General features: G+C 64.0%; 26 protein-coding genes. 13 read left to right on the top strand and 13 right to left on the bottom strand.

From position 1 onward, the window contains the following. Positions 1-170: 170 nt before the first annotated feature. From MUB52_RS04100 to MUB52_RS04090, 3 genes are all read left to right on the top strand, one after another. A complete protein-coding gene (locus tag MUB52_RS04100; RefSeq protein ID WP_263842922.1) occupies positions 171-1,019 on the top strand; it encodes a DMT family transporter in 849 nt (282 codons plus the stop codon). 177 nt (positions 1,020-1,196) lie between these two features. After that, complete coding sequence (locus tag MUB52_RS04095; RefSeq protein ID WP_263842921.1) at positions 1,197-1,988, top strand: alpha/beta fold hydrolase; 792 nt, start codon at positions 1,197-1,199, stop codon at positions 1,986-1,988. Beyond that, a complete protein-coding gene (locus tag MUB52_RS04090) occupies positions 1,975-3,120 on the top strand; it encodes an alpha-D-ribose 1-methylphosphonate 5-triphosphate diphosphatase (RefSeq protein ID WP_263842920.1) in 1,146 nt (381 codons plus the stop codon). Before MUB52_RS04095 ends, MUB52_RS04090 begins: the two co-directional genes overlap by 14 nt. A gap of 60 nt (positions 3,121-3,180) precedes the next feature. On the opposite strand, the gene MUB52_RS04085 is transcribed toward MUB52_RS04090, so the two are convergent. The 3 genes from MUB52_RS04085 to MUB52_RS04075 all read right to left on the bottom strand — a co-directional run bounded on the left by MUB52_RS04085 (position 3,181) and on the right by MUB52_RS04075 (position 5,058). Then, complete coding sequence (locus tag MUB52_RS04085; RefSeq protein ID WP_263842919.1) at positions 3,181-4,260, bottom strand: 5-(carboxyamino)imidazole ribonucleotide synthase; 1,080 nt, start codon at positions 4,258-4,260, stop codon at positions 3,181-3,183. Continuing rightward, entirely contained in the window at positions 4,253-4,741 is a 489-nt protein-coding gene (gene purE / locus MUB52_RS04080; protein WP_263842918.1) for a 5-(carboxyamino)imidazole ribonucleotide mutase, read from the bottom strand. Before purE ends, MUB52_RS04085 begins: the two co-directional genes overlap by 8 nt. A 92-nt stretch (positions 4,742-4,833) precedes the next feature. Then, positions 4,834-5,058 carry a YdcH family protein gene (locus tag MUB52_RS04075; protein WP_159980519.1) on the bottom strand — a complete coding sequence of 75 codons (225 nt, stop codon included), beginning with the start codon at positions 5,056-5,058 and terminating at the stop codon, positions 4,834-4,836. A gap of 158 nt (positions 5,059-5,216) precedes the next feature. Between MUB52_RS04075 and MUB52_RS04070 the strand changes: the two genes are divergently transcribed. The 3 genes from MUB52_RS04070 to MUB52_RS04060 all read left to right on the top strand — a co-directional run bounded on the left by MUB52_RS04070 (position 5,217) and on the right by MUB52_RS04060 (position 6,816). Beyond that, a complete protein-coding gene (locus tag MUB52_RS04070) occupies positions 5,217-5,630 on the top strand; it encodes an Hsp20 family protein (RefSeq protein ID WP_263842917.1) in 414 nt (137 codons plus the stop codon). 4 nt (positions 5,631-5,634) lie between these two features. Beyond that, entirely contained in the window at positions 5,635-5,859 is a 225-nt protein-coding gene (locus MUB52_RS04065) for a DUF1150 domain-containing protein (protein ID WP_263842916.1), read from the top strand. A 75-nt stretch (positions 5,860-5,934) separates the two neighbouring features. Next, complete coding sequence (locus tag MUB52_RS04060) at positions 5,935-6,816, top strand: PhzF family phenazine biosynthesis protein (protein WP_263842915.1); 882 nt, start codon at positions 5,935-5,937, stop codon at positions 6,814-6,816. Between the two features lie 39 nt (positions 6,817-6,855). Here MUB52_RS04060 and MUB52_RS04055 read toward each other — a convergent pair whose 3' ends face one another. The 3 genes from MUB52_RS04055 to trxB form a co-directional block, all read right to left on the bottom strand. Then, positions 6,856-8,574: a bifunctional sulfate adenylyltransferase/adenylylsulfate kinase gene (locus MUB52_RS04055; RefSeq protein ID WP_263842914.1), complete on the bottom strand. Its 1,719-nt coding sequence runs from the start codon at positions 8,572-8,574 to the stop codon at positions 6,856-6,858. 153 nt (positions 8,575-8,727) lie between these two features. Then, positions 8,728-10,047 (bottom strand): cytochrome P450, encoded by a 1,320-nt coding sequence (locus MUB52_RS04050; protein ID WP_263842913.1) that lies wholly within the window; start codon positions 10,045-10,047, stop codon positions 8,728-8,730. Between the two features lie 171 nt (positions 10,048-10,218). Further along, complete coding sequence (gene trxB, locus MUB52_RS04045; RefSeq protein ID WP_263842912.1) at positions 10,219-11,220, bottom strand: thioredoxin-disulfide reductase; 1,002 nt, start codon at positions 11,218-11,220, stop codon at positions 10,219-10,221. 198 nt (positions 11,221-11,418) lie between these two features. Here trxB and MUB52_RS04040 point away from each other — a divergent pair, with 198 nt between their 5' ends. Beyond that, positions 11,419-11,919: an Lrp/AsnC family transcriptional regulator gene (locus tag MUB52_RS04040; RefSeq protein WP_263842911.1), complete on the top strand. Its 501-nt coding sequence runs from the start codon at positions 11,419-11,421 to the stop codon at positions 11,917-11,919. On the opposite strand, the gene MUB52_RS04035 is transcribed toward MUB52_RS04040, so the two are convergent. The 4 genes from MUB52_RS04035 to lgt form a co-directional block, all read right to left on the bottom strand. Continuing rightward, positions 11,916-12,665: a Hint domain-containing protein gene (locus MUB52_RS04035; RefSeq protein WP_263842910.1), complete on the bottom strand. Its 750-nt coding sequence runs from the start codon at positions 12,663-12,665 to the stop codon at positions 11,916-11,918. The genes MUB52_RS04040 and MUB52_RS04035 overlap by 4 nt on opposite strands. 651 nt (positions 12,666-13,316) lie before the next feature. After that, complete coding sequence (pgeF, locus tag MUB52_RS04030; RefSeq protein ID WP_263842909.1) at positions 13,317-14,072, bottom strand: peptidoglycan editing factor PgeF; 756 nt, start codon at positions 14,070-14,072, stop codon at positions 13,317-13,319. Then, positions 14,069-15,127, bottom strand: a complete 1,059-nt coding sequence (locus tag MUB52_RS04025; RefSeq protein ID WP_263842908.1) for a class I SAM-dependent methyltransferase — start codon at positions 15,125-15,127, stop codon at positions 14,069-14,071. Before MUB52_RS04025 ends, pgeF begins: the two co-directional genes overlap by 4 nt. After that, entirely contained in the window at positions 15,124-16,008 is an 885-nt protein-coding gene (gene lgt / locus MUB52_RS04020; RefSeq protein WP_263842907.1) for a prolipoprotein diacylglyceryl transferase, read from the bottom strand. The genes MUB52_RS04025 and lgt overlap by 4 nt, the downstream gene beginning before the upstream one ends. 94 nt (positions 16,009-16,102) lie before the next feature. Here lgt and MUB52_RS04015 point away from each other — a divergent pair, with 94 nt between their 5' ends. The 5 genes from MUB52_RS04015 to MUB52_RS03995 all read left to right on the top strand — a co-directional run bounded on the left by MUB52_RS04015 (position 16,103) and on the right by MUB52_RS03995 (position 19,276). Beyond that, on the top strand, positions 16,103-16,345 hold the full coding sequence (locus MUB52_RS04015) for an accessory factor UbiK family protein (RefSeq protein WP_263842906.1): 243 nt from the start codon (positions 16,103-16,105) through the stop codon (positions 16,343-16,345). A gap of 291 nt (positions 16,346-16,636) precedes the next feature. After that, complete coding sequence (locus MUB52_RS04010; RefSeq protein ID WP_263842905.1) at positions 16,637-17,137, top strand: type III secretion system chaperone family protein; 501 nt, start codon at positions 16,637-16,639, stop codon at positions 17,135-17,137. A 42-nt stretch (positions 17,138-17,179) separates the two neighbouring features. Further along, positions 17,180-17,995 carry a pyrroline-5-carboxylate reductase gene (gene proC / locus MUB52_RS04005; RefSeq protein ID WP_263842904.1) on the top strand — a complete coding sequence of 272 codons (816 nt, stop codon included), beginning with the start codon at positions 17,180-17,182 and terminating at the stop codon, positions 17,993-17,995. Further along, a complete protein-coding gene (locus tag MUB52_RS04000; protein ID WP_263842903.1) occupies positions 17,988-18,326 on the top strand; it encodes a tRNA-binding protein in 339 nt (112 codons plus the stop codon). Before proC ends, MUB52_RS04000 begins: the two co-directional genes overlap by 8 nt. Further along, complete coding sequence (locus tag MUB52_RS03995; protein ID WP_263842902.1) at positions 18,323-19,276, top strand: 2-hydroxyacid dehydrogenase; 954 nt, start codon at positions 18,323-18,325, stop codon at positions 19,274-19,276. The genes MUB52_RS04000 and MUB52_RS03995 overlap by 4 nt, the downstream gene beginning before the upstream one ends. 48 nt (positions 19,277-19,324) lie before the next feature. Here the strand turns inward: MUB52_RS03995 and MUB52_RS03990 are convergent, their stop codons facing one another. Further along, positions 19,325-19,906, bottom strand: coding sequence for a thymidine kinase (locus MUB52_RS03990; RefSeq protein WP_263842901.1), 582 nt, complete (start codon positions 19,904-19,906; stop codon positions 19,325-19,327). A 288-nt stretch (positions 19,907-20,194) separates the two neighbouring features. Between MUB52_RS03990 and MUB52_RS03985 the strand changes: the two genes are divergently transcribed. Further along, the gene (locus MUB52_RS03985) at positions 20,195-20,659 is read left to right on the top strand and encodes a hypothetical protein (RefSeq protein WP_263843145.1); all 465 of its coding nucleotides are present in this window, start codon (positions 20,195-20,197) and stop codon (positions 20,657-20,659) included. Positions 20,660-20,661: 2 nt separating this feature from the next. On the opposite strand, the gene MUB52_RS03980 is transcribed toward MUB52_RS03985, so the two are convergent. Both MUB52_RS03980 and MUB52_RS03975 read right to left on the bottom strand, forming a co-directional pair. Continuing rightward, positions 20,662-21,786 carry a beta-ketoacyl-ACP synthase III gene (locus MUB52_RS03980; RefSeq protein ID WP_263842900.1) on the bottom strand — a complete coding sequence of 375 codons (1,125 nt, stop codon included), beginning with the start codon at positions 21,784-21,786 and terminating at the stop codon, positions 20,662-20,664. 133 nt (positions 21,787-21,919) lie between these two features. Then, positions 21,920-22,207, bottom strand: a complete 288-nt coding sequence (locus tag MUB52_RS03975; RefSeq protein WP_263842899.1) for a hypothetical protein — start codon at positions 22,205-22,207, stop codon at positions 21,920-21,922. Positions 22,208-22,213 lie beyond the last annotated feature (6 nt).

Below are 22,213 nucleotides of genomic sequence, written 5' to 3'. Positions count from 1 at the left end.
ATGGCCTCCGCGACAGGAAGACCATGACGAGATATATCGCTTTGCCGCATCCGTCAGCAGACCTTGGCGGAGGATCCTGATCGCGCTGGGGGCCAAGCCGATCGGTTCCGTTTGAGACGGGCTCGACAGCAAGGGTTGGCGCGCTTCATCAGACAGGATATGGCGCGTCAATGCAGCTCTTTTTGCTCACCACCGTGACGATGATGGCTTTTGCCTCCAATTCGCTTTTGACGCGCCTCGCGGTGGATGGCGGCCATATGGATCCCAACAGCTTTGCGATCGTTCGCGTTCTCGCAGGCGCCGTGACGCTCGCGTTGATCCTGAAGGCCAGGGGCGGGCAGATCGAAATTGGTCAAGGCCGCCGGGTCATCGGTGCGATCAGCCTCGCCATCTACATGGCCGGCTTTTCGCTGGCCTATCTGACGCTCGATGCGGGGCTGGGCGCCCTGATCCTCTTCGGTGTGGTGCAGATCTCGATGTTCGGCCATGCGGCAGCAACCAAGATGCAGCCGAGCGCGCGGCAGATTTTCGGGGCGAGCATCGCGTTCGTCGGGCTGCTGCTCGCGCTCTGGCCCGGTCCCGGCGGCCAGTCCGACATCCTGGGGGCGGGCTTCATGACACTGGCCGGACTGGGCTGGGCCGCCTACACCGTGTCGGGCCGTGCCGAGGCCGACCCGCTCGCCGCGACCACAGGGAACTTCATCCTCTGCCTGCCGATCGTCGTTGTTCTGCTGCTTGCCTTCGCAACCCAGACAAGCGTGACCGGATGGGCTTTGGCGGTGCTGTGCGGTGGTGTGACGTCGGGGCTGGGGTATGCCATGTGGTACACGGTTCTGCCGCGACTGCCGCAGAACGTCGCCCCGGTCGTGCAGCTCAGCGTGCCGATCATCGCTCTGGTCGCCGGCGCCCTTCTGCTGGGCGAGGAGATCAGCCTGCTTGTCGCCGGTGCCGCGGCTCTCGTGATCTGCGGGATTGCTCTGGCCATCACCACTGGTGCCCGCTCCAAGCGCACGCCCTGATCGGGCGCCTCGGGTGACCTGCAGTCTCAGACGGGCGCTGCAGGTCTCATCGTTCTGCGAACCCTGAGCCTCAAACGGCCGGGCCCATCCCTCAAAACCGTGCCAAGCCGGATCTTTTGCCGCTTGGGCGTGACGTTATGCTTTTGTCAGGCCGACAATGCCACTATCTCCGAAGATATGAACACGCTGTCGAGGACACTCCTGGCCGCTCTGGCCTTCGCCTTCTGGGCAGGTGCAGCCGATGCGCGCTGCGCGGTGCTGCTGCACGGCCTGGCACGAACGGAGTTCTCCTTTGCGCTGATGGAGGCCGCGCTCAATGCCGAAGGCTACACGGTTGTGCGCCCCGGCTACCCCTCAACCCAGGCGCCAGTCGCAGAGCTTGCTGCACAGGCGCTGCCGAAGGCTGTCGCGCGCTGCGGCCCCCGCGAGACTATCGATTTTGTCACCCACTCGATGGGCGGCATCCTCCTGCGGCAGTGGGTCGCTGAAACCTCGCCGGACCGGGTGGGCCGGGTGGTCATGCTCGCGCCGCCAAACCAGGGCAGCGAGGTGGTGGACGCCCTTGACAACATCGAGGCCTTCGACTGGATCAGCGGGCCAGCGGGAGCGCAGCTTGGTACGGGCCCGGACGATCTGCCGCGCAGCCTGCCGGCGGTCACCTTCGATCTTGGGGTGATCGCGGGCGATCAGTCTCTGAACCCTTACTTTTCGTCGCTCATCCCGGGCCGGGACGACGGCAAGGTCTCGGTCGCCTCGACGCGGGTCGCTGGCATGAACGACCATATCGTTCTGCCCGTGACACATACCTTCATGATGAACAACCCGCGGGTCATCGCGCAGACCGTCGCCTTTCTGAACACCGGCCGGTTCGATCGCTCGCTGACGTGGTTCGATGCGGTGCTGTCCCAGCTCGGCTGCCCCGCCGGCAGCTGTGTGCTCAGCATGGGTGAGATGATTGGCCGACCTTGATCTGCAAGGCGCGCAGGTGCTGGGACCGGAAGGGCTCGACCGGCAGGCGCTGCACATTGTCGGTGGTCTGATCAGCGACGCGCCGGCGGGACGACCTGTGTCGCTTGAAGGTTATCTCGTGTTACCGGGGATCGTCGATGCGCATGGCGACGGATTTGAGCGGCACCTTGCACCGCGACGGGGCGCCATGAAGCAGATGGGTGAAGGGCTGATCGCGGTCGAAGCGGAGCTCGCCGCGAATGGCATCACAACGGCCGTGCTGGCTCAGTTCATCAGTTGGGAAGGCGGGCTGCGCGGGCTCGAGTTCGCGGACGAGGTCTTCCAGGCGATTGCCGAAACGGCGCCGACGCTGGTGACGGACCTGCGGCCTCAGCTGCGATTCGAGACCCATCTGCTCGACCTCTACGACAGCTTGCCCGAGCGTCTTGCGCGCTGGGGCGTCGATTACATCGTGTTCAACGATCACCTGCCGCATGCCCGGTTGGCCGACGGTCGCACACCGCCGCGTATGGTGGGGCAGGCCCTGAAAGCGGGCCGCAACCCGGAGGATCACTTCGCCCTGATGCAGCGCCTGCATGCGCAGCGACACAAGGTGCCGGGGGCGCTCGACGCACTCTGCACACAGCTTGGGTCACGCGGGCTGCGCCTGGGCAGCCACGACGATACCACCGCGGCGGAGCGTTTCGAATGGCACGAACGCGGTGCGACCATCGCCGAGTTCCCCGAGACCCAGGAGGCGGCAGAGGCCGCCCGGACCCATGGCGACGGTATCGTGCTGGGCGCGCCGAACGTGGTGCGGGGTGGGTCGCATAATGGCAATGTGTCGGCTCTGGACCTCATTGCGATGGGGTTTTGCGATGCGCTGGCTTCCGATTACCACTACCCGAGCCCACGGCGGGCCGCGCTGATGCTGGCGGACAGCGGGGTGGTTGACTTCGCCACCGCCTGGCGGCTTGTGTCCGAAGGGCCCGCGCGGCTCCTTGGGCTGGAAGACCGCGGCACGCTCGTCCCGGGGCAATGCGCCGACATCGTGGTGCTCGACGCCACGACATACCGCGTGGCGGCCACCATGGTGCGCGGACGGTTCAGCTATCTTTCGGGTGACATTGCAGAGCGCGTCTTCGCCGCCTAGAGCGTTTTGCCTTTGCGCGAAGTCCGGCGCACCAGGTTTTCAAGGTCAAGGCGAGGTGTTTCAGCTGCTGGGCGATCCGGTGATCCGGTTCACATGCCCCATCTTCCGGCCCGGCTTGGCCTCGGCCTTGCCGTAGAGATGCAGCGCCGCATCGGACTCTTTCGCCAATGCGGCGACGTTCTCGACATCGGCGCCGATCAGGTTTTCCATCGTCACATCGGCATAGCGGCTGCCGTCGCCCAAGGGCCACCCCGCCACGGCACGGATATGCTGCTCGAACTGATCCACGGCGCAGCCATTCTGCGTCCAGTGCCCGGAATTGTGCACGCGCGGGGCAATCTCGTTCACGATCTGGCCCCCGTCCGTCACGAAGAGCTCAACCCCGAGGACCCCCACATAGTCGAGCGCGTTCAGGATTTTCGCCGCAATCAGGACCGCATCGGTCCTTTGCGCAGCGCTCAGCCGAGCGGGCACAGTCGTTTTGTGCAGGATCCCATTGCGGTGCAGGTTTTCGCCGGGGTCGAAGCAGGCGACCTCACCCTGCGCGCTGCGCGCCGCGATGACCGAAACCTCCCGCGTGAAATCGACAAAGCCTTCGAGGATGGCGGGTTGGGCCGCCATCTGCGCCCAGGCGTGGTCGATATTGTCCGCGGATGTCAGCCGCGCCTGGCCCTTTCCGTCATAGCCGAAGCGGCGCGTCTTCAGGATGGATGGCACCCCGATGCGTGCCACAGCTTCGGTCAGCATGGCCTGGTTCGTCACATCGGCGAAGGGGGCGACCGCAAGGTCAAGATCTTGGAGGAATGTCTTTTCGGTCAGCCGGTCCTGGCTCACCCGCAGCGCCTCCCGCCCCGGGCGGATCGGCACAATCGCCTCGATCACATCCAGGGCGCTCGTGGGGATGTTCTCGAACTCATAGGTCACCACATCGACGCTTTGCGCGAAACCGGTCAGCGCGGCCGTGTCGTCGTAGTGCGCGGTTGTCAGTGCTTGGGCGACATGACTCGCCGGCGGGTCCGCGCCGGGCTCGAAGATATGGGTCTTGAGACCGAGCCGCGCGGCCGCCACCGACAGCATGCGCCCCAGTTGGCCGCCGCCGAGGATCCCGATGGTTGCGCCCATCGGCAGGGCTTCAGTCATCGCTGGGCTCCTCCGGAATGGAGGCGGAGAGGGCGGCGCGCCAGGCCTCCAGCCGCGTCGCAAGATCGGCATCCTGCAGGGCGAGGATACCGGCAGCCATCAGCCCGGCATTGGCCGCGCCTGCGCTGCCGATGGCCATGGTCGCCACCGGGTAACCCTTTGGCATCTGTACGATGGAGTACAGCGAGTCGACACCAGAGAGCGCTTTGGTTTGAACCGGGACGCCGATGACGGGGAGCCGTGTCTTGGATGCCATCATGCCCGGCAAATGCGCCGCGCCGCCCGCACCTGCAATGATGACCTTCAGGCCCCGCTCTACGGCCGAACGCCCGTAGTCCCAAAGGCGGTCTGGCGTGCGATGCGCGGAAACGATGCGTTTTTCGTGGGGAATCCCGAGGTCGTCCAGGACTTTGGCCGCCTCCGACAGCGTGGGCCAGTCCGATTGGCTGCCCATGATGATCCCAACGGGGGGTGTGGTCATTTCAAAGGCTCCCTCGGCCCGACGTCTGGAAGCGGCACTATAGCCAAACGCCGCGCATGGGCAATGCGCCCGCCTGTGCTTTGTCGGGGATCTCAGGCGATGATGTCAGGGGTCAGACGGTCTTCGATCTGGGCGATGATGTCTTTCAGACGAAGCTTGCGCTTCTTGAGCCTCTGGAGGGTCAGCTGATCGCCCATGCCCTTCTCGGCCAGGGCCTGGATCGCCTCGTCCAGATCCCGATGCTCGCGCTTGAACACCGCGAGCTCCACGCGCAGCACGTCGTCGGTTTTCATCGACAGGTCGGTGGGGGCGTTCATGCGATCATGATTCCGTTGCTCTCTTCCCCCTATAATAAGCATTCACCTTCGCACCGCAAAGCCCTTGCGTCCGGTGCCTTTGCTTCCCATATTTGCTGTGCGGGCCGCCGAAACGGGACCCGCAAGAGACTGTCGCTTGACTGATAAGGACGTGTCGCATGACGAAAATGACCCTGGCTTCCTACCCCCATATGTTGGGGTTCGAGCAGCTTGAACGCCTACTGGAACGTACGGCCAAGTCCGGCAACGAGGGCTATCCGCCCTTTAACATCGAACAGACCTCTGACTACTCCTACCGGATCACCCTGGCCGTGGCTGGCTTTGGTGAGGATGATCTGTCCATCACCGTGGAGGACCGCCAATTGGTGATCAGGGGGCGACAGTCCGAAGACACCGAAGGACGCGTCTTTTTGCATCGCGGCATCGCTGCGCGGCAATTCCAGCGCAGCTTCGTGCTGGCCGATGGTGTCGATGTCGGCGAGGCGATCATGGAGAACGGCTTGCTGCACGTGGATCTGAGCCGCGCCAAACCGCAAACCGTCGTTCAGACGATCAACATCAAGAAGGGGTAAGCATATGCGAGAACAGTTCGAAACAATGCCCGCGGAAAACCGCATCGTTTACGTCAAGGCCGTTGATGTGACCGATTTGCCAAGCCAGGTGCGCGATCAGGCCGGCGATCTGAGCCAGCTTTACGCTGTCCACGATAGCGACGGTCAGCAATTGGCGCTGGTGGCCGACCGAAATCTGGCCTTCCGTTTGGCGCGGCAGCACGACTATGCGCCGGTCCCGGTTCATTGACGCGGGCCTGACAAACAGCGATCCTGATCAGGGGCCGCGCCGGGGTGCGGCCTTTCGTGTCTGAGGAGGCCGCGTTTGAAGTTCGATTTCGATTGGGTGGATGCCTTTTCCGACCGCGCCTTTGGCGGAAATGGATGCGCCGTTGTCCATGGCGGTGCCGGGGTGCCGGAGGACGTCTGCATGGCCTATGTCCGCGAGACGTCACTGGTCGAGTGCACCTTTACCGGCCCGTCGGACTCCGCCGATCTGCGCGTGCGGTACTTCCTCGCCAGCCGGGAAATTCCGTTTGCAGGTCATCCGACGGTCGCAACCGCCGTCGCGGCCCGCGCCCGCGGTCTGATTGAGGACGGTCCGCTGACGCTGGAGACAGGCGCGGGCATCATCCAGGTCGAGGTGTCCGGGACAACCGTCAAGATGACGCAGATAGCGCCCGTGTTCGGGCCCACCGTTCCTGCCGACATCGTAGCGGCAGTGGGCAGCATCACCGCATCGGACATCGTTGCGCCGCCACAGGTTGTCTCGACCGGGCTGCCGTTCTGCATCACCGTCTTGAAGGATCGCGCGGCGCTGGAGCGTCTGCGCCTCGACGTCGAGGCCCTCGCGGCGTTCGGTGCCCACCTCGCGCAACCCGACCTCAACATGCTGGAGCCCTTCTGGGTGACGCTGGACGGCGCGACCGCCGCGGGCGACACCTACAGCCGCCTGCTGCTTGCGCCGCCCAGCCCGGCCGAAGATGCCTTCACCGGCTCGGCCACCGGCGCGATGGCGGCCTATCTGTGGCGTCACGGCCTGATCGACACGCCCGAGGTCGTGGCCGAACAGGGGCATGGGATGGGCCGTCCGGGGCAGGCGCAGGTCCGCGTGCTCGGCCCGCGCGATGCCATTACAGGCGTCGAGGTGTCCGGTCAGGGCGTGATCGTGATGTCCGGCACGGTTGATCTGCCTGACGCGGTCTGACGCGCCCGGCGAAGGCCTGTTTGGTTGGCGATGCAGGTCTCAGGCGCGGCCGGCGATCAGCCCCATGCTTTCGAGCTTCAGCAAGACCTGATGCGCGCAGCTGTCGACATCGACATTCTCTGTCTCCACACGCAACTCCGGGTCCTTCGGAATATCGTAGGGGTCGGAGATCCCTGTGAATTCCTTGATCTTGCCTTCCCGCGCCAGCTTGTAGAGACCCTTGCGGTCGCGCCGCTCGCATTCCTCGATGGAGGTCGCCACATGGACCTCGACGAAAGCGCCGAAGGCTTCGATCTCCTCGCGCACCGCACGCCGGGTCGTCGCATAAGGCGCGATGGGTGCGCAGATTGCGATACCGCCATTCTTGGTAATCTCGGAGGCCACATAGCCGATGCGCCGGATGTTGAGATCGCGGTGGGCCTTGGAAAATCCGAGTTCCGAGCTGAGGTTCTTGCGCACGATGTCCCCATCAAGCAGCGTGACCGGACGCCCGCCCATTTCCATAAGCTTGACCATGAGCGCATTTGCGATGGTCGATTTGCCCGACCCGGAAAAGCCGGTGAAGAAGACGGTGAAACCCTGCTGGCTCCGCGGCGGGCGGGTGCGGCGCAACTCGGCCACCACTTCGGGGAAGGAGAACCATTCGGGGATCTCCAGACCTTCAGCGAGACGCCGGCGCAGCTCCGTGCCTGAAATGTTCAGGATGGTGACCGTGTCCTTGTCCATGATCTCGTCAGAGGGCTCGTACTGCGCGCGCTCCTGGACCCACACCATATGTTTGAAGTCCACCATCTCGATGCCCATTTCCTCCTGATGCTCGCGGAAGAGGTCCTGTGCGTCGTATGGCCCGTAGAAGTCTTCACCGGCCGAGTTCTTGCCGGGGCCCGCGTGATCCCGGCCGACGATGAAATGGGTGCAACCGTGGTTCTTGCGGATGAGCCCGTGCCAAACCGCCTCACGTGGGCCGGCCATGCGCATCGCCAGGTTCAGCAGCGACATCGACGTGGTGGCCGCCGGGTACTTGTCGAGCACCGCCTCATAGCAGCGCACGCGCGTGAAATGATCGACATCTCCCGGCTTGGTCATGCCGACGACAGGGTGGATCAACAGGTTCGCCTGGGCCTCGCGGGCGGCGCGGAAGGTCAGCTCCTGATGCGCGCGATGCAGCGGGTTGCGCGTCTGGAAGGCCACGACGCGCTTCCAACCCACCTTGCGAAAGAAGGCCCTGAGCTCGTTCGGAGTGTCACGGCGGGCGCGGAAATCATAATGCACCGGCTGCTGAATGCCTGTGATCGGGCCGCCCAGATAGACAGGGCCAGCCTGATTGTGCAGGTAGTTCACGGCCGGGTGGGCGTCGTCATCTGCGCCAAAGACTTTTTCGGCCTCGCGCGCCTTGTCGGGCGTCCACCGGTCCGTGACGGTCAGTGTCGCGAGGATCACGCCCTCCTGATCGCGCAGCGCGATGTCCTGCCCGATCTCGAGGGTTTCGGCGAAGTCCTCACTGACGTCGAGCGTGATCGGCATCGGCCACAGCGTGCCGTCCGCCAGGCGCATGCTCTCGACGACGCTGGTGTAGTCGGCCTCGGACAGGAAGCCCTTGAGCGGGTTGAAGCCGCCGTTCATCAGCAGTTCGAGGTCGCAAATCTGGCGTGGGGTCAGATCCCAGCTGACGAGGTCGCCGGCTTCCGCCTTGAGCTTTTGCGCGGACTCATACGAGACGTAGAGTTCGGGGATCGGAGAGAGATTGGCAGTGGTCATCACGTCACTCGCTTAAAGACTGGCGCGGCAGCTCCCCCCAAGATGTCGCCCGCTGGCCTTTACCGCGTGTCACGCGGTTCTTTCAAGCACAGAGTGCCCCGGTCCTGCGCGATTCCCGGTCCGTGTGCCGCAATCTGCCGACCCGGCACCGGCTCAGAGCGGCTGAAGCGTGATATGCAAGCCGCCTTTCGGTTTCGGGATCGGCATCCGCTGCCATTGCGGGGCAGGGCCTGCCAGTTGGACCCGGTGCTTCCGCAACAGCGTCGCAACAAAGAGTTTCACCTGGAGGGTCGAAAAATGCATGCCAATGCATTTATGCGCGCCGCCGCCAAAAGGGGTCCAGGCGAACTTGTGGCTCTTGTCCTCGGCACGATGTGGCGCGAAGCGATCAGGGTCGAAGGCCGTGGGGTCGCTGAAGTATTCGGGCGAGAGCATCGTCACGCCCGGGTTCAGCGCGATAGAGGTTCCGGCCGGAATGTCGTAGCCCCTCCAGTGGAAGTCGCGCGTGGCCTGGCGCGGGATGAACGGCACCGGCGGAACCAGGCGCAGGGCTTCGCGGAAGACGTTGTTGGTCTGGCCCATCTTCCCAAGAGCGTCGTCATCGAGAGCGCTTTCGCCAAGGCCCGCCACTTCCGAGATCAAGCGCTCCTGCCAGTCGGGGTGCGAAGCCAGCGCCTCGACCATTACCGACAGCGCGGTTGCCGTGGTGTCATGCGCGGCCATGATCAGCAGGTTGAACTGGTTCAGGATTTCGTCTTCGGTCCATCCTCGGCCGTCTTCGTCACGGGCCAGGCACATTTGTGAAAAGAAGTCGTCCCCGCCCTTGGCGCGTCGCTCGGGGATCAAGGCGCGGAAGGTCTCGCGCAGAAAGTCCCGACCGCGCACGCCGCGCCACATCGGCGTCAGCGGGATCGGCCAGCGGATCACGGCAAGCGAGGCGCGGATCTCGTCCTGGATGGCCTGATTGACGCGCTTTGCCAGCGGCCCATCCAGCGGCAGCCCCATGAACACCGCGCCGCCCAGGCGCAGCGTCAGATCCTTGATGGCTGCGTAGAAGTCGAAAGCTTGATTCGCGGGCCAGCTCGCGAACAGCTCCGCCATGGCGCCGGTCATACGCAGGCGATAGTCCCGGATGGCCGAGGCCCGGAAGGCCGCCTGCATGATCCGGCGGTTGGCGCGATGCGCGTCGAAGTCCTGAAGCAGCAAGCCTCCGGGATAGATGCGCTTCAGCGCGTCCCATCCCCCTTCGGAGGAGAACAGATTTTCCCGGTCCAGAAGGACCCGCTCCATCGCATCCGCACCGCAGAGATTGACCCGCCAGACGCCGAGCATATTGGTCTTGTAGACCGGGCCGTACTGGCGGATGTACTCCTGCTGGGTCCCATAGCTGTCGCGCGCGATCGTGAGCGTATGACCGATCAGCGGCAAGGCGGGAGGGCCGGGAATATGCGCAAGCGCGGCTTTGGTGGGCATGAAGAGACCTCGCGGACTGTTGGGCAATGCGCCAGGCACGGCGCAGACCGACTTATCCCGTTCCGAGGTTTGGGGCTCCTTAACCCACCGCGCGCACGCAACACCCACGCCCGGGCGTGGCATCGTGCAGCGCGAATATGCGTTTCATCTCAAAGGGCTGTCGCGGCGCCGCTATTCAGCCGCGCTGTTGGCAACCTCTGCGCCATAGCCCAGTGGCAGGGAGGTTTCACCCTCGCCCTGTTCTGCGAGAAATCGCTCCGCCTCCAGGGCAGCCATGCACCCCATCCCGGCCGAAGTCACCGCCTGCCGGTATTTGTGATCCGTCAGATCACCGGCCGCAAATACGCCGGGGATCGACGTTTCAGTGCTGTCGGGTTTGGTCACCACATAGCCGCCCATATGCGTCTCCAGCACATCCTTGACCAACTCGTTGGCCGGCGCGTGGCCGATGGCCACGAAGACGCCCTTGGCCGGGATTTCCGTGATCTCGCCGGTCTTGCTGTGCCGCAGGCGCACGGCCTCGACGCCCAGCGGGTTCTCGGTTCCGACGACCTCTTCGAGTTCGTGGAACCACATGGGCTCAATCTTGGGGTTCTTCATCAGGCGGTCGATCAAGATCTTCTCGGCGCGCAGCTCGTCCCGGCGGTGCACCAGCGTCACCTTCGAGGCGAAGTTGGTGAGAAACAGCGCCTCTTCCACTGCGGTGTTGCCGCCGCCGATCACCACGATTTCCTGCCCGCGATAGAAGAACCCGTCGCAGGTCGCACAGGCGGAGACGCCGAAGCCCTTGAATTTCTCTTCCGACGGCAGGCCAAGCCACTTGGCGCGCGCGCCCGTCGCCAGTATGACCGCATCGGCGATATAGGTGGTTCCGCTGTCACCCTTGGCCGTGAAGGGGCGCTTTGTGAGGTCAAGGTCGGTGATGATGTCCCCGATGATCTCGGTCCCCATCGCCTTCGCGTGGGCCTCCATGCGGACCATCAGGTCGGGGCCTTGCACTTCGGTGTCGCCGGGCCAGTTTTCGACCTCGGTCGTGGTTGTCAGCTGCCCGCCGGGTTCGATCCCCTGCACGAGGATGGGGTTCAACATCGCGCGGCTGGCATAGACACCGGCGGTATAGCCCGCAGGACCCGAGCCGATAATCAGCACGCGTGTTTCTCTCGTCTCGGCCATGGCACTCCCCAATCCTTTTCAAAGCAGCGTTTGAGATATAGAGCGTCAGCGCGCGCGCTGAAACCCCCGTCGTTGCGGCAGTGCGTGCAAGTCCGGGTTGTGCGTGCGTGAGGACTTAGAAAGAATCTTGCGCCCAGGCGAAATATTATTGCGCGTGCTGCGGCGGGTGGTATAACAACCGAAAAATCCGGGGGCGAAATGGCTATAACGCGACTAGATCTGATTGACCGAAAGATCCTGGCAGAGCTGCAAGCCGACGGGCGGATGACCAATGTGGAACTGGCCAAACGGGTCGGAATCTCTGCGCCGCCCTGTCTGCGGCGCGTCCGGACCCTTGAGGAAGCGGGCTACATCAAAGGCTACCATGCGGAGGTCGATGCGCGCGAGTTGGGGTTCGAGGTTCAGGTTTTCGCCATGGTCGGGCTGGCCAGCCAGGCCGAAGCAGATCTGACGGCATTCGAGAATCGCTGCCGCGCCTGGCCCTTGGTGCGTGAGTGCCACATGCTCAACGGCGAGGTGGATTTCATCCTGAAATGCGCAGCCCCGGACTTGTCCAGCTTCCAGCGGTTCCTCACCGGCGAGCTTCTGACCACACCAAACGTCGCGAGTGTGAAGACCTCGCTGGTGATCCGCTGCGCGAAGGATGAGCCCGGCGTCCCCTTCGAAGTTCTGGAGGAACGCCTCAGCACCTCGGCCTAAGCCGCGTCCATGTTTGCAGCCTCAGCTGTGCGCTCGTAGCGCAGCGGACCGAAGTCGCGCAGATCGGTCAGTTGGGGAAAGACGGAGAGCAGCACGGGCTTCAGGGTGTCCGAGAGGTGCCGTTCAAGATCCGAACCAGGGTGAAAGCTTTCGACCTCCAGCCCACCGGCGATCACCGCCGCATGCTCTGCCAGGCAGAGGTGAAACATCTGCACTGGCATCTGCGGCAGGACATTGATCGCGTTGACCCCATCGACGAATGCACTTGCCGGGGTCATGATGCGGCGTTGGCCCGGTACGGCGCGCCGATCTGGTGGTGTCTGCAGCACCCGTGCCGCGGGACCAAGGGTCAGAAGACGCCCCGGCCGCTCGACACCGAAGCTGTCGGGCACGACCCGCGTCAACAGACGACCGTCCCTGACATCGGCCCGTGAAAACGTGGCTGAGCCGATCCAGACGATCTGACAGGGTGGACCGTCGACCGTCAACACCAGATTGCCCGGCCTGAGGTCTTCGATGGCCACCGGCCCTTGCGGTGTCTGCAACGGCGTGCCGCGAGCCAGAGCCGAAAAGGCACTGTCAAAGAGCGGCAGCGCCGGAACCTTGCGCTGGCCGATCGCGAGGCTGCCGTCGGGCCGCACGGCGGCGACATCAACCGTCCGGATCCGTGGGGCGCGCCGCGGTGTGGGCCGGGGACCCGCAAGCAGGGGGGCAGGCGGTCTGCTGCCGTTCGGCGGGATCGTCATGTGGGCCTCTTTCGGTCGGCCGCAATCCGTGTCGGCCCCCACCGACGATCACGGAAAGGGCAGGTCTGCGCTTTCCTGGAGTGATGCCGCCACCCTGGCGCGACAAAGCCGCAGCTGTCAAAGAATGTGGTCGATTGATGCGGATCTCGCGCCAAACGATCAGAATAGCCGGGCATTGTTTCCGCAATTGTGACCGAGCGAACAGTCCCTTCCGAGAGCTCGTCCGGCAAGCACCGAATCATTTTGCGGATTGCGTCAGCGTGCGGCCAACCGACGGCGGCGCGCCCGGCGCGACCACGGCATGATGATCCTGGCGTCTCGCGAGGCGCGCACTATTGACCGAATGAAGTGCGATTGAGGTTCCATATCTTGCCGCCAAGTAACGTTGCATAGGTATCGGTTTGGATTGCCAGCATGGGCGAGCAATCTGGCGGCATTCGGGCCGTTCGAGGGAAAACGGAAGAAACTCCGTTCCATTTTCGTCAAAAGCAAGGAGTTTGCTGCAGCCGCCGCCGACTATGGATTTCGAGGGTCAATTGATCGCGCTGCTGGTGTCAATGTGCCCACGTGCCGCTTGTCGGGCCGATAGTGGGTCGGCATTGGGCCGCCTCGAGATCGCCAGCGCCTCATTCCCGCCTAAGGGCGGCAGCGTCACAACGCAATGGCAGCGATAAGGCGCCCGTAGTCGGCCTCCTTGGCGTGGGTGGCGCGGCGGTAGGAGTAGAAGCGCGCGGCGTCCGTGTAGGTGCAATGCCGGGTCCACTCGGCAACACCGACACCGGCTGCGCGCAGACGGTGCAACCCGAAGGCGGGCAGATCGAAAAACATGCGATCGCCTTCGCCCCCTGCGAAGAAGCGGGCATTCTGCGGATCATCCATCATGAAGGTATCGAAGAATTCGGGGCCTACTTCGTAGGCGCGCTGCGAAATCGAAGGGCCGATGGCAACCGCGATGCGCTCGCGCTGGGCGCTCAAGGCGCACATGGCATCGATGGTGGCCTCAAGCACGCCCTCCAGCGTGCCCCGCCACCCGGCATGGGCGGCCCCGATCACCCCGGCCTCGGCATCGGCAAAGAGCACCGGCTGGCAGTCGGCGGTCAGAACCGACAGCGCGAACCCCGGCTTGTCGGTGACAAGGGCGTCTGCCTTCGGCTTGTCCGTAAACGGTTCGGTGACGGTGACGACGGTTGGCGAATGCACCTGATGCACTCCGACGAGGTGGTTCGGCGCGACACCCATGGCCTGGGCCGCGCGGGCGCGGTTGATCGCGACGATCTCTGTCTGATCCGAACTGCCATGCCCGCAGTTCAGTCCGGAGAATACGCCGGACGAAGCGCCGCCGCGACGCGTGAAAAAGCCGTGACGCACACGAGAGAGGACATCCGATGTGAGTATTTCAAGCGTCATGCTTCCAATCCCGGCGGTGGGGTGCCGTCGGTCGGAAACAACCCCATCACTTTGAACAGGTTTCCCATTTCGTCCGGGTGCGTCAAGCGCCGATGCGCGGCGATATGCGCCTCAAGCGCCGATCCGCGAAGACCTGCCGCGAGCGTCTGCGCCCGGTGCGTAATCCCCAGCCGCTCGAGGAAGACGCCCTGGGGGGTCAGACGGCTGTGGGCACAGGGGCAGGCCGCAGCGAGGGCCTCGAAATCCACATGCGCGGTGAGGTCGGCCTGACCGGGATTGGCCAGCGGATCGACCGCCTGATGTCCCTGGACCGCCTGAAAGGTGTCGCCCAGACTGCGCCAATCCCCGTAGTCGATGATCAGCGCCGCGCCGCCGTATGTCTCGATGCGCCGCCCGATTGCGTCGATGATCGGCGCGGCTCCCGGTGCGTATTCGATGACGTCGCCGGGCTCGGTCTCTGCCCGGCGCGCCTCGAGGGCCGGTTGCGGCAGATCGGGGCCGAGCCCGCGGACCAGGCTGCCGGAGGCCAGGCTGATGTGCGTCTCACGCCAGTGACGCGGCCCGCGCGTGAACTGCCGGATCGGAAGCGCGTCGAAAAACTCGTTTGCCAGGAGGAGAAGCGGTTGCTCGGGAAGCTCTTCCACTGTCGTGCAATGGGTGACCTCGAACCCTGCAAGCGTGTCACTTTGCTGCTGGCGCAGCGAATCCGACGCCTCGATCAGGATGATCTCTGCTGCCTCGTGAAAGCCCGGAACAGCGCGCGTTGCGCGCAGCGCATCGGCCATGAGCGTACCGCGCCCGGGCCCAAGCTCGGCCAGGGTGACTGGCGCGGTTGCGCCTTGGTCCATCCAGCTCTGCGCCAGACAGAGGCCCAGCAGCTCACCGAACATCTGGCTGATCTCGGGCGCGGTGGTGAAGTCGCCATCGGCGCCGAAAGGCGCGCGGTTGGTGTAATAGCCCTCGGTTGGATGCAGCAGACACTCGGCCATATACTCGGCGAGCGAGATAGGCCCGGTCTGCGCGATCCGCGTGCAGAGACGGCCCCGCAGACTCATGCGCGTCGGCGCGCCTGTGCCATCAGCCACACCCCGAGCGCGATCATCGGCAGGCTGAGGATCTGCCCCATGGTCAGGCCCCAGCCCCCGACATGCCAGGCGAGACCGAGCGGATTGCCGTCGCTGATGAACTGCGCATCCGGCTGGCGGACGAATTCGACAAGGAAGCGCGCTGCGCCGTATCCGGCAAAAAACATGCCCGCGACCCGTCCAGGTGTCTTCAGCGCGCCGAGACGCCAGACCATCCAGATCAGCACGGCGCCCAGCAACAGCCCCTCGAGACCCGCCTCATAAAGCTGCGAGGGGTGACGCCCGCAGATGCCCACGACATCTGGACAGGTCTGCGCGGCTTCGGTCGGGAAGGCCACGGCCCAGGGCAGATCGGTTGGCCGGCCCCACAGCTCGGCGTTGATGAAATTGGCGATGCGCCCCAGAAGCAGCCCGGGCGGGACGCCAAGCGCCATGATGTCTGCGGCGCTGAGCCGCGGGATCGCATGACGCCAGGTGTAGACCAGACCGGCCACGACCACGCCGAGCAGACCCCCGTGAAAAGCCATGCCACCTTGCCAGACCGCCAGGACTTCGCCGGGGTTCTGCAGGTAGTAGGCGGGCTGGTAGAACGCAACATATCCCAGCCGCCCGCCAAGGATCACACCGATGATCACCCAGGTCAGCAGATCTTCGATCTGCGCCTTCGTCATCACCGGCGTCTCGCCCGGCCAGAGCCGTGGGGTCTGCACCGCCAGGACGACCAGCCGCCAGCCGAGAACGATGCCGACAATGTAGGCCAGCGCATACCAGCGGAGTGCCAATTCGACCCCGAACAAAGAGATGGAGAAGATCTCGGGCGAGATGTCCGGGAAGGGAAGGAGCGCGTGCATGCCGCATCCTTTCCAGCGCGGGGCGGGGGAAGTCAACCTTGCAGCAGGCGGTCTTTCGCACCATATGTGTGCTAGGACTAGCCGGAGGCGACCAATGCAAACGCGAAACAAGATCTTCGATGACATCTCCCAGCTGATGACCAACGCAATGGGCGTGGCACAGGGCGCGCGTGATGAAGCCGAGACGGCGATCAAAGGCATGATGGACCGCTGGCTGGCGGATCGTGATTTTGTCACCCGCGAGGAGTTCGATGCCGTCCGCGCCATGGCCCAGAAGGCCCGCGAGGAGAACGAGGCACTGAAAGCGCGACTCGACGCGCTCGACGCCAAGGACTGACGCCTCCGACAGCCAACCGGGGCAGCGGCGCGGGACTGCTTTCGCGCCTTTTTCTATTAACATTCAGTTAATTCCGCTCACCAATGGTTACGATTGGTGGTATTTTGCGGCGTATCTCCTCTGATCCACAACTTATTGCGGCCCTACACAAGAATAGGGGTTGCCACAGGCGGTTTCACACCGCACCATATCTTGTATAGGCGCGGGGGCTCGCCCCGGTCTGTAGAGCAGGCACCTAGCTTTGGGGGCCATACGTGGCCCGGCCGCTAGTGCAAAACAAGAGGTGGTACCATGGCCCTGTCCGAGCAGTTTCTTGAAGACGACATTCACCCCATCGACATCGTTGAGCATCTGGCAAATCACCACGAGTGGGATTTCGACCGGATCTCGGACGAACAGATTGCGATGGCCGTGGAAGGCCAGTGGCGGACCTACTCGCTGACCTTGGCGTGGTCTGCTTTCGACGAAACGCTGCGCATGATCTGCACCTTCGATATGGAGCCTCCAGAAGAGAAAAAATCCGAGCTCTACGAGTTGCTGAACCATGTGAACGATCAGTGCTGGGCCGGCTCCTTCACCTATTGGGATGAGCAAAAGCTCATGGTGTATCGGTATGGCCTGGTTCTGGCCGGTGGGCATGTGGCCAGCGCCGATCAGATCGACACGATGATCGGTGCCGCCGTGATGAGTGCCGAGCGCTACTATCCCGCGATGCAACTGCTGGCCTGGGGCAACCAGACCCCGGCCGAGGCGCTGCAGGTCGCCATTGCAGAGGCGTACGGTCGCGCGTAAACCTTCCCCCCGAAGCAACTGAGTTTCGGGGGGACAGGCATCATGCAGGACAGCCGCATCGCGCGAGACGGCCTCGTTCTCCTGGGCTGCGGTAAGATGGGCTCTGCGATGCTGGCCGGCTGGCTGGCGCAGGGGCTGCCCGCGTCGTCCGTCTGGGTGCAAGATCCCAAGCCGTCGGAGTGGCTCGCAACCACAGGCGTGCGCCTGAACGAAGAGCTGCCGACAGCGCCGGCGGTTGTTCTGATTGCCGTGAAGCCACAGATGATGGCCGAGGCGCTGCCGACGCTGGCGGCCATGGGCAACGCAACAACCGTTTTTATAAGTGTTGCCGCCGGGATCACGCTCGCCCGGCTGGCCGAGATCGTCGGCACCCGGACACCTATCGTCCGCGCGATGCCCAATACGCCCGCCGCCATTTCACAGGGCATCACCGCAATCGTGGGCAATGCCCATGCCGATGCTGCCGCTCTGGATGAGGCCCAGGCGCTTCTGGCCGCGGTCGGCGAGGTGGTGCGCCTGACCGATGAGGCGCAGATGGATGCTGTGACGGGCGTCAGCGGGTCGGGTCCGGCCTATGTCTTTCATATGATCGAAACGCTGGCCGCGGCCGGCGCGGCGCAAGGGCTTGCGCCCGAGCTGGCGATGCAGCTGGCGAAGGCGACCGTCGCCGGGGCCGGAGCCTTGGCGCAGGCGGCGGAAGAAGACCCCGCGCAACTGCGGATCAACGTCACCTCGCCCAATGGCACCACGCAGGCGGCCCTCGAGGTGCTCATGGATGCCGAACAGGGGTTTCCGGCCCTGCTGAAGCGCGCCGTGGCCGCCGCAACGCACCGATCGAAAGAGCTCGCCGATGGATAACATCAGTTTTGACCACTTCAAGAAGGTGGATGTGCGCTGCGGCACCGTGCTGCGGGCCGAACCCTTCCCCGAGGCACGCACGCCAGCAATCAAGATGTGGATCGACTTCGGGCCGGAGATCGGCGAACGGAAGACCTCGGCGCAGATTACGGCGCACTATGATCCGGAGGCCCTGATCGGCAAGCAGGTTCTGGCGGTGGTGAATTTCCCATCGCGGCAGATCGGGCCGTTCATGTCCGAAGTCCTGGTTCTGGGATTGCCGGATGAGACCGGCGCGATCGTCCTGATCAGCCCGGATCGACCCGTGCCGCAGGGAGGGCGGATGCATTGACCAAAGTTCTCATGACACGCCCGCTGCCGGACAAGGTCCAGGCAGCGGCGCGCGACAGTTTCGATCTGACCGTACGGCCCATGACATCGCCGTTGACGGTCGAGGAGATGCGCAGCGCCCTCAGCGAGTATGACGGGGTCGTCCCGACGCTGGGCGATCTGTTCTCTGCCGAGATTTTCGCGGCGGAAGAGAGCTGGCGCTGCCAGATCCTTGCGAACTTCGGCGTCGGCTACAATCACATCGACGTGCAGGCGGCACAGGCGTCGGGGATCAGTGTCACCAACACACCCGGAGCGGTCACCGACGCCACCGCGGACGTCGCCCTGACCCTCATGCTGATGAGCGCCCGCCGGGCCGGCGAGGGCGAGCGGCTCGTCCGTGCCGGTCAGTGGGAGGGTTGGCATCCCACACAGCTTCTGGGCATGCACCTCGGCGGCAAGACCGTCGGTATCGTGGGCATGGGTCGCATCGGCCAGGCCATTGCGCGGCGCTGCCACTTCGGCTTTGGCATGACGGTCGCCTATCACAGCCGGTCGCCCAAAACCCTGGATTTTCCCGCCGCGCGCAAGGACAGCCTCCTCGATCTGGCGGCGGCAGTCGATGTCCTGGTGCTGGCGGTGCCGGGTGGCGACGAGACCCATCACCTGATCGACGCGCAGGTCCTGGAGGCCATGGCGCCGCACGCGCATCTGATCAACATCGCACGCGGGAACGTGGTGGAAGAAGCGGCTCTCATCCGCGCTCTTCGCGAGGGCCGGATCGGTGGTGCGGGGCTGGATGTCTACGAGTTCGAACCGGCGGTGCCCGAAGCGCTCTGTGCCATGGAAAACGTCGTGCTGTTGCCCCACATCGGCACCGCTGCGCTTGAGGTGCGTGAGGACATGGGGTTGATGTCGGTGCGCAACCTGCAAGCGTTCTTTGCCGGCGAGACGCCTCCGAACCTCGTCTAGAGCGGAGGTCGACCTCATTGCGGTTCAGGCGGCCTCAACTCTCGCCGCTTACCGGTCGCCGACGGCCTCACGCCAGTGGCGACGGCACAGCGAGACGTAGGTTTCATTCCCCCCGATCTGCACCTGCGCACCGTCGAGAAGGACGGCGCCGCTGGCGTCCTGCCGAACGACCATCGTCGCCTTCTTGCCGCAGTGGCAGATGGTGCGCACCTCCCGCATCTCATCGGCCAGCGCCAGCAGGATGGCGGACCCGGGAAAGAGCTGCCCCCGGAAGTCGACGCGCAGCCCGAAACACATGATCGGCACCCCCAGATCGTCGACAGCGCGGGCCAGTTGCCACACCTGATCTTCTGTCAGGAACTGCGCCTCATCGATAAAGACGCAGGCCACCGGGCCGTCATCGAGCCGTGCAGCGATCATGGCAAAGAGGTCGTCATCGGCCGTGAAGGTTTCTGCCGGTTCGCCGATGCCGATCCGTGAGGCGATCACGCCGTCGCCGGCGCGATCATCGAGTGCGGCTGTCAGCAAATAGGGCACCATGCCCCGCTCGCGGTAATTGTGCGCGGCCTGAAGCAGCACGGTCGACTTGCCCGCGTTCATCGTGGAGTAGTGGAAATAGAGCTTCGCCATGCCCGTGTCTTAGGCGCACCGCTATGTCGCTGCAAGCGCGGTGTCGGAGCGAAACAAGAGCCTGTGCGCGACTGCTGACGCGCGCGTCAACCTGCCGGTCCCAACCCGGCAGAGCGCACAAAGGCTCGTACCCGAAACCGGCTTTGGGACAGCCGGCCACTCACTAGACTCCCGAACACTGGGAATGCTTTTATAAATGACATTTCCCTGACATCCGATTAATGGGAGACCATTGAGAAAACCGGTGTTTCACGACGGTGGGCGACCCCTGTTTTGGGAAGGATGACTATGACGGCAATCGGCAGGTATCTGAAAAAACATACCGAAGCGCTGGTGAAAGATGTCGGCATCGAACAGGCCTGCGGGTTGACCGGCAAATCGAAGGCGACGCTGGGCCGCTATTATTCGGATCATGACGAGCACGCCGACCGTTTCATGCCCATCGAAGCGGTGGCCCTGCTGGAACAGGCGGCGAGCTATCCGCATGTCACAGGTGCTCTGGCCGAGCTCTCGGGGACCTCGCTTCAGTATGACGAGCGCCGTCCAAATGCCGACCGTCCGGGTGGGGTCAATGCCGACGTCATCGCGCTCAGCCAGCGCTTCGCCATGCTCATGGCCGAGTACCAGCAGTCGATGGAAGACGGAAAGATCACGGTCAATGAGGCAAAGCGGCTGTTGAAGGAAACGACGCTCCTGCAGCAGGTGCTGATCGACATGAAGCTGCATCTGGAGAACGACCACGGCGCCGGTTGAGGTCAGCCCTTCCGCTCGACGAGGACGGAGCCCACGGAATAGCCCGCGCCGAAAGAGCAGATCAGGCCCTTGTCGCCCGGGCGCAAATCATCGGAATATTTCGAGAATGCGATGATCGACCCGGCCGAGGACGTATTCGCGTAGTCCTGCAGGATATTGGGTTGCTCGGAGGGCTCCGGCGTGCGGCCAAGCACCTTCTTGCCGATGAAATCGTTCATCGTCTTGTTCGCCTGATGCAGCCAGAGCCGTTTCAGATCGCCAGCCTCCACACCCTCGTCCGCCATATGTCGCGCGATATGGTCCGAGACCATCGGCAGCACTTCCTTGAAAACCTTTCGTCCGTTCTGCATGAACTGCATGTCGCGACGGTCGGCCATGCCGGCTGGCCGCGACCGGCGCAGGTATCCGTTGTTGTTTCGGATATTGTTGGAAAACTCCGTCGCACAGCGCGTCGAGATGACCTCGAACCGCGCGCCTTCCGCCGCCTCGGCCCGCTCGAGCAGCGCCGCGGTGGCGACATCCCCGAAGATGAAGTGGCAATCGCGGTCGCGCCACTCCAGATGCGCCGAGCAGATCTCCGGGCTGACGACCAAAGCGCTGCGGATACTGCCCGAGCGGATCATGTCAGCTGCGGCCTGAATGCCGAAGGTCGCTGATGAGCAGGCCACGTTCATATCAAAGGCGAAGCCGCCAGAGCCGAGGAGCGTCTGGATTTCGATGGCGATGGCCGGGTAGGCCCGCTCCATGTTGGAGGCCGCGCAGATCACGAGATCCACATCTTCAGCGGATTTTCCCGCCTGATCGAGCGCATCCCGGGCCGCTTTCACACCGATCTCCGCCATCAGCGATGGTTCGTCGTCGCTCCTCTGTCGCAGGAGCGGGTGCATCACCTTCGGATTCAGAATCCCCGATTTGTCGATCACATGGCGCTGTTCGATGCCGGACGCTTTGATGATGAACTCTTCGGAGGAATACTCCTTGGCCGGCAGGGCGCCGGACGCGATCTCTTCTGCATGTTCAGCATTATGGAGATCGACGTAAGCGTTGAACGCGGCGACCAGTTCGGCGTTCGTGATGACCTCTGACGGTGTAAACACACCGGTGCCGGTGATTGCGGGGGTAGCCATGACCTTCACTCCAAGCGGTCAATCACCTTGTCCGAATTCTCGGCGCGAGGTCAAGACGGGCAACGCGGCGTTTCCGCGTCGTGTGCCCATCTGATCCGCATCGACACTCCGCGCATACTGATCCGAACCTGCCCTAGCGGATGGGCACCGAGTAGAGCACATAGCCGTCGCGGCGCGCGACCTCCTGTGCGCCGGTGTCGATCACGAAGACCCCGAGGTTTTCGGCATCTTCCGGACAGGCCACGAGGTCCGCCGCGTCATCGAGGAATTGATTGGTGAAATCGTCTTCGCCCACGCGGCGGCAGATGTCGCCCTTGAAGCGGTAACCATCGCCGAAAAGCGGCAAAGACCCCGTGACCGGCTCGGGCGCAGGCGCGCAGGCGACGAGCACAAGAGCAGAAAAAACAGCAAAGCCACGCATATCAGA

The sequence above is a fragment of the Roseobacter sinensis genome (assembly GCF_025755255.1).
GTDB lineage: Bacteria > Pseudomonadota > Alphaproteobacteria > Rhodobacterales > Rhodobacteraceae > Roseobacter > Roseobacter sinensis.
Note: the sequence above shows the minus strand (reverse complement) of the source record. Positions and strands in the feature narration are given on the sequence as shown.